5 protein-coding genes and 1 pseudogene are annotated in these 6,524 nt (G+C 74.6%); all 6 read right to left on the bottom strand.

Features of this window, described 5'->3' with window-relative positions; all coding sequences use genetic code 11:
• Positions 1–425, bottom strand: a pseudogene (locus tag AOK23_RS26050) (hypothetical protein); the annotation flags it as partial.
• A 143-nt stretch (positions 426–568) separates the two neighbouring features.
• On the bottom strand, positions 569–931 hold the full coding sequence (locus tag AOK23_RS26045) for a hypothetical protein (protein ID WP_055515894.1): 363 nt from the start codon (positions 929–931) through the stop codon (positions 569–571).
• A 337-nt stretch (positions 932–1,268) separates the two neighbouring features.
• The gene (locus tag AOK23_RS26040) at positions 1,269–2,612 is read right to left on the bottom strand and encodes an AAA domain-containing protein (RefSeq protein ID WP_055715067.1); all 1,344 of its coding nucleotides are present in this window, start codon (positions 2,610–2,612) and stop codon (positions 1,269–1,271) included.
• Positions 2,609–4,219: a hypothetical protein gene (locus AOK23_RS26035; protein WP_055715066.1), complete on the bottom strand. Its 1,611-nt coding sequence runs from the start codon at positions 4,217–4,219 to the stop codon at positions 2,609–2,611. The genes AOK23_RS26040 and AOK23_RS26035 overlap by 4 nt, the downstream gene beginning before the upstream one ends.
• A complete protein-coding gene (locus AOK23_RS26030) occupies positions 4,210–5,361 on the bottom strand; it encodes a hypothetical protein (RefSeq protein WP_055715065.1) in 1,152 nt (383 codons plus the stop codon). The genes AOK23_RS26035 and AOK23_RS26030 overlap by 10 nt, the downstream gene beginning before the upstream one ends.
• Entirely contained in the window at positions 5,312–6,385 is a 1,074-nt protein-coding gene (locus AOK23_RS26025) for a phosphatase PAP2 family protein (RefSeq protein WP_055715064.1), read from the bottom strand. The genes AOK23_RS26030 and AOK23_RS26025 overlap by 50 nt, the downstream gene beginning before the upstream one ends.
• Positions 6,386–6,524: the final 139 nt, after the last annotated feature.

Genomic DNA, 6,524 nt, shown 5'->3' with positions numbered 1-6,524 from the left:
GTGTGGAGGGGCGGGACGGTGACCGTGTCGCCGGTGCCGTGGCAGAGGAGGGGCGGGACAGCGCCCGTGCGGCCGGGGGAGCCCCATTCCTCCCACTCCAGCAGGGCGGGCAGGCGGTGGGCGGTGCCGGGGGAGGCGAAGAGGAGCATCCGCCCGCGGTGCACGGCCACCGGGCCGGATCCCGGTCCCTCGGTCCACAGCCGGTCGAGCATCCGCCGCCCGAACAGGGCCGGCGCGCTGACCACGTCGAACACCGTCCCGCACGGCAGCACCAGCGGAGCGGCCCGCCGCTCCTCCCGGCGGGCCGCCGAGGTGCGCCGCGGATACGTTCCTGCCGAGGCCAGCCACGCGGCCCCCTCCGCCGTCACCCTCGTGACGTCGACCCGGTCCTGTGGATACCTGCCCGCATCCGTCCCAGCGCTCATGTCTCCCTGTCTACCGGCCGTCATCACCTGATTCCCCAGGGTTGCGAGAAGGCGGTACGGGAGCGGGGCAAGTGGGGTATCTTGCCCGCCCGGCATATGCCAGGAGGTGTTTCGCGGCCGACCGGAGGGTGGGATCCGGCCGCTCAGAGGGTGTCCGGGCCGCTCACGTCGCGCCCCCGCAGCAGATCCCGCCCGAAGTCGACCATCTTCTTCGCGTAGTCCTCGGTCCACTCCGCCCGTTCCGCGATGTCCGCCGCGGTCAGACGGTCGAACCGCCGGGGATCGGCCAGCTGGGCCGCCGCGATCGCCTGGAACTCCACGGCGCGGTCCGCCGCCGCCCGGAACGCCTGCGCCAGCTCCGTCGACCGCGACAGCAGCGCCCGCGGATCGTCGATCGACTCGAGATCGAAGAAGTGCTCGGGGTCGCCGGCCGCCTCCGCCGGCTCGAAGAGCAGGGGCGCGGGGCGTAGCCGCGGTTCGTGCCGACGCGGCGTGGGCTCCGCCATGTCTTCTCCTCCTCGTACGACGGTGCACGGGGCCTGTCCCCGGGGTGTCCCCCGGAAGGGCCACCGTCCATTGTCACGTGACCGCGCAAGTAGGCATAGAAACGAGCCAGCCCCGACCACGCGCCCCTACTCCACCGCGCGCCCACGACCGCGACGTCACGCGGTGTTCCCCCAGCTCTGCCAGTACCGCGTGGTTCGCTTCCCAGCCGTCCGGGGCTGTCTTCTTCGGCCGCCTGTCGGCGGTGTGCCGGACTCCGTCCGGCGGATGGGGCGGCGGGGTGGTGGTCCCTTGTCGGGCGGGCGGTCGGGTGTCGCCGTCCCCGCTCCGCCGCGCGGCTTACGGTTGCCAGGCCACCCGGTGTTCCCCCAGTTCCGCCAGTACCGCGTGGTTCGCCTCCCAGCCGTCCGGGAATTTGACGGTCACGCCCAGTTGCACCGGCTCGGTGGACGGGTGGTCGTCGAGGAGGTCGGTCACGCCCGCGCGGCAGACGACGATGCAGGCGTGCCGGTGGCGGGAGGCGAGGACGCACAGGCGTCCGGTCTCCAGGTGGAAGGCCGTCGCGTCGGGGCGGCCGGAGAGCGGATGGAGGACGACGGTCACGTCGTACTCCCGGCCCTGGAGCCGGTTCGCGGTGTCGACCACCACCTCGGACACCCCCAGCTCGGCCAGCGCGGAGCGCACCGCCGCGGCCTGGTCCCGGTGGGCCGTGCCGACGGCGATCCGGTCGGCGGTCAGCGGCACCGGCTCCTCGGCCCGCTCGGACGTCGCCGCCCCGCCCCGGTCCAGCAGCCGCCGTACGACCTGGGCGACCGCCCGTACCGCCTCGGGGTCGGTCCGAGGCGTGTGGCGGGCCGGCAGCTCCAGCAGCCCCCACCCCGACTCGGCGGCCTCGTCGATGACCCGATCCGGGCCGGAGCCGTCGGACGGCACCGCGAAGGCGAGCCGCCGGTCCCCGTGCCCCGTCCCGCTGCGGAACGGCGTGAACGGGTAGAACGCGTCGGACACGAGCGGCGCGGCCGACACCGGGAGCCGCCACGACACCGGCAGCCGGTGCTGCGGCAGCTCGGGGTTGTGCGCCAGCAGGGTCGTCACCGCCGAGGCCGACGGGTCGTACGACAGCCCCGCCCACTGCTCGCTGGCCACGATCGAGAACGGGTCCAGCTGCCCGGGGTCCCCCACGAACAGCGCCCGCTCGAACAGCCCCGCCACGGCCAGCAGCGCGTCCGACCGCATCTGGTACGCCTCGTCGACGATCGCGTGCCGCCACGGCTCGACACCCTTGACATGGGCCCACTTGGCGGCCGTGGAGATCACCACGTCGAGGCCCGCCAGCTCGGCCGCCTTCGTGGACTTCTTCACGTTCGGCAGGGCGTCGAGCGCCTTGTCGTACGGGTCGGAGTCACTGCTGTGCAGCCGGCCCACCGGCAGCTCGGAGTCCTTCTCCGCGAGCCGGATCACCAGGTCGTCCACCTGCGCGTTCGTCTGAGCGATGACCATCAGCGGGCGTCCGGCGGAGGCCAGTTCCAGCGCGGCGCGGACGACGAGCGTGGACTTGCCGGCGCCGGGCGGCGAGTCGACCACCACCCCGCGGTGCGTGCCGTGCAGGGTGTCGCGCAGGATCGCCTCGGTGGCCCGGCCGGCCGCGGCCCCCGGGTCGAGCACTGCCTCGGCGCTGGTCACAGAACGTCCTCCTCGGTCACCGGGTCCGGCAGCGGTACGGCGTCGGGCTCACCCGGCGGCCCGCCGTGCGTCCACGGGGTGTCCTCGGGCTCGGGCAGCTTCGCCCCGCCCCGCTGGTCGTGCTCGAAGAGGGTGAAGCAGACCCGGTCGCCCTTCTCGGGGACCGACCCGACCTCCGGCTCCTTGCCCCGCCCCATCTTGTCCATGATCCGCAGCACGAGGAGCACCCCGCCGCCGTCCTCCGCGTCCTCCTCGGCCGTCACGAACTCGGCGGTCTGCGGCTTCCCGCCCAGCGAGCGGTACACCTTCACCCGCTCCCCGAGATGCGGCCGGTCCTGCGTCCGTACGGTGACCAGCGGCCGGGGGCTCGGCCGCTTGCCCTCGCTGTACGCCATCACGACATCGGTGACCTCACCGGCGAACGCCTCCCCGGACAGCCGCCGCCCCGCCATGACCAGCGGGTCGTCGAGGGCCTCCTGGGCGTCGAGCCGGGCCTGCTCCCGCTCGCGCGCGGCCAGTTTGTTCGCGGCGGTGACCGCGTCGTCGATACGGGGCTGCGGGGGCTCCCCGGCGACGATCCGGTCCCGGTGGCCGGTGAAGGACCAGCGGTCCCGGGTCCACCGGTCGGCCGCGTGGGCGCCCTCCGGCAGGGCACGCAGCAGGTCGAGGCCGTGCCAGACGGCGTCCCAGGTGGGCCGGGTGCGGCTCTCGACGAGGGCGCGGATCTCGCGCTCGGCGGCGGTCAGCGCGCCGAGGCGTGCGTCGGCCTCCAGCCCGTCCTCGGCGGCGGCCAGCGCCAGCCGCGCCCGGTCGTACCGCTCGATGGCCGGGGCCAGCAGCTTGTTGTCGAACGCCGGGTCCGTCGCGGGACCGGCGGGCGGGCACAGCAACTGGCCCTCGGCGTCCCGCGCCAGCTCGGCCCGCCGCGCCGCCGCCTCGCCCGACTCGCCCTCCGGCGGGTCGATCCACGCGAGCAGCGACGCGAGGTGCTGGTCCTCGACGCCGGACTGCCCGGTCGCCCAGTGCCGCGCCAACAGGTCCGTCAGGGCCAGCAGCAGCGACGAGCCGGGCACCCGAGCCCGCTCCCCGAAGTGGGTGAGCCACCGCCCGAGCAGCGGCACCCGCGGCGGCGCCGGGTGGGGCGCCTCCGGGTCCTGCTCGGCGGTCCGCCGGAACCGCATGGAGCGCCCGAGGAGCCGGACGAAGTCGATGCCGGTGCGGCTCGGCACGATCAACTGCGGGGCGTCAGCGCACAGTTCGACCTCGACCTTGACCCGCTTGCCGGTCTCCGGGTCGGTCTCGCTGCGCTCGGCCGCCTCCACGACGTCGGCGTACGCGTCCACGTACGGCAGCACGATGTCCGCCAGCTCCGCCAGGAACGCGAACCGCAGGTCCCGGTCGCGGGGTTGGGGGACGACCAGCAGCCGGGGCGCGTCCCGGTCGGTGCCGACGAGCGCCCCGAGCGGGGCCCCGGCCTCGCCGGCGGTGATGAGCGGCACGAACACCAGCGGAGTCGCCGTCAGATGCCGGTGCAGGACGGTGGCGACCGGTTGGGCGCGGCCCGAGCTGATCGCTTCGAGCCGGGCGAGGGTGGCGATCAGTGACACACGGCCCCCTCGGTGACCGGGACGGGCGCACCGGCCGCCGTGAGGGCCTCCGCGCGCAGCTCCGCCGCCCGGCGCAGCGCCGCCACCGTCGGGTCGTCAGGGTCGCCCGCCCTGCCGTGTGCCGCGGCCAGGACGTCCTCGACGGTGGTGAGTCCGCCCAACTCGGCCCGCGCGGCGCGCCCCAGGGAGGTCACCGCGCCGTCCGCGCGGGAACGGGCCCGGCAGTGGAAGGCCAGCTCGCAGGCGGCGAGGCACTCGGGGGCATAGGTGGCGGAGAGGGCCTCGACGGCCGTCGTCAGCTCGTCACGGGGGAGGTCGGGAGCGAAGCAGGTGCCCTCGGGGAGGGTCCGGGCGATGTCCTCGATCCGGGTGAGCCGGGTCAACTGGCGCCGGGTGACCGCGCGTTGCTTGCGGATGTCGACCGCGGCGGCCGTCGGCAGGTTGGTGAAGTCCTTGGGGCACACGAGCAGCACCCGGTGGTGGACGGCGGGCGCGGGGTCGAGCCGGGCGGCCACCTCCTCCAACGCCAGGACGTAGACCGCGGACTGGCGGGCGGCGGCGCCCACCTTCGCCGGGTCCGCCGAACCGTCCAGCATCGGGAAGGACTTGATCTCGACGACCGTCCAGGTGCCGTCCGGGTGGACCACCACCGCGTCCGGCTCCAGGAAGGCGGGGGAGCCCGCGACGTCCAGCGCCACCATGGGGTGGTCGAGCAGCGCCCAGCCGCCCGCGTCGGTGGCCTCCTTCAGGGCCAGTGCCGTACGGGCGGCGCGGCCCTCGGGGCCGACGGCGGCGAGGTCGGGGACGGACGCGCCGGCCGGTGGCTCGGCGCCCGGGTCCAGCTTCTCGTGGACGAGTCTCAGCAGCTCCGCTCCGCCGTCCGCCTTCACCCGGGCCTCGAAGGCGTTGCCCCGCATGAAGGCGAACTGGGACTGGCCGAAGGCGGAGGGCGAGCCGAGCGCGTCCGCCAGCACCGCCTTGTTCACCCCGGCACCGTCCAGCAGCGCGCGGCGCTCGCAGCCCGGGTTGGCCGCGAGCGCGGCGAGGGCGCGCGCGTCCAGCGCCTTCGGTGGGACCTCGGGTCCGCGCAGCTCAGCGAGCTGCTGCCGGAGCGCCGTCCCCTGCTTCCGAGGGGGCGGCACCCGGCTCGGGTTCGGTGATCCGCTGCCGTGGAATTCGCTCACCCGGGGAAGTCTGGCATCTGGCACTGACAATCGGGGACAGGGCGCCGGGAGAGGCCGCCGGGACGGGGGTGACGGCGTCGTCCGCCCGCTCCTCCCGGCGCGGCCCGCTGTCGCCCTCGCTCCGGACCACGAGGCCGGTGTCGGCGCGGTCGCCGCCGGTCGCCGTGAGTCCGAGCGCGGCCCGGCACCGGTCGGCGGTCCGCAGGACCAGCGGCGCCAGCAGCAGACCGACGCCCATCACGGCGGCGCCCGCCGCCGCGTCGAGGAAGTAGTGGTTCGCGGTGCCCATGACCACGATGGTGGTGATCACGGGGTAGCCGATGGCCGCGGCCCGGACCAGGCGCGAGCCGCCGCCGAAGCGCCAGAGGATCACCCCGCACCACAGCGCCCAGCCGACGTGCAGGCTCGGCATCGCCGCGTACTGGTTCGTCATGCCCCCCAGGCCGCGGGGCGCGCTGGCCTCGCCGCCCCACCAGCCCCAGGAGCTGTAGTGGGCCATGGTGTCGACGAAGCCGTGCGCCGGGTCGAGCAGCCGGGGCGGGCAGGTCGGGAGCAGGGTGAAGCCGATCAGGCCGATGAACGTGGAGGTCATCAGCCAGGTGCGGGCCGCGCGGTAGCGCACGGCGTGGGAGCGGAAGAGCCACACCAGGAGCACGGGCGTGACCAGGTAGTGCAGGGAGGCGTACCAGAAGTCGGCGGGTATGCCTATCCAGGGTTCCCGCGTGAACAACCGGTTCAGCGGATGCTCGGCGTTGAGGCTCAGGGCCTTCTCGAAGCGCAGTATCGCCAGGCCGTGCTCGACGGCGGTCGACGCGTCGCCCCGGGCGAGCAGCCGGCCGCCCGAGTACGCCCCGTACACCAACAGGATCAGCGGCAACTCGGTCCACCAGCGGAGCCGCGTGTGCGTGCCTGGCACTGCCTCGGTAACCGCTGCGTCGGCCCTCTCGGTGACCGGTGCTTCGGCCGCCTCGGTCTGCGGCATCCGATCGCCCTCCCCCATCTGCGTCCACTGTGTTCATCTGTGCGTCGTGCGCGGGACGTCCTCCCGTGTGCAGGACGTTGTCCAAGACGCTGGGATCGCCCCTCGGGTTGCCCCCCGGCAGTCTGAGCGATGATGGACG

This window comes from Streptomyces torulosus (genome assembly GCF_001419765.1).
Classification (GTDB): domain Bacteria; phylum Actinomycetota; class Actinomycetes; order Streptomycetales; family Streptomycetaceae; genus Streptomyces; species Streptomyces torulosus.
This window is presented reverse-complemented; position numbering and strand designations above follow the sequence as displayed.

What these genes read in the sequence shown, in the direction of transcription:
- AOK23_RS26025 (WP_055715064.1), bottom strand. Translation starts at nt 6,385, where the DNA reads ATGCCGCAGACCGAGGCGGCCGAAGCACCGGTCACCGAGAGGGCCGAC.
- AOK23_RS26045 (WP_055515894.1), bottom strand. Translation starts at nt 931, where the DNA reads ATGGCGGAGCCCACGCCGCGTCGGCACGAACCGCGGCTACGCCCCGCG.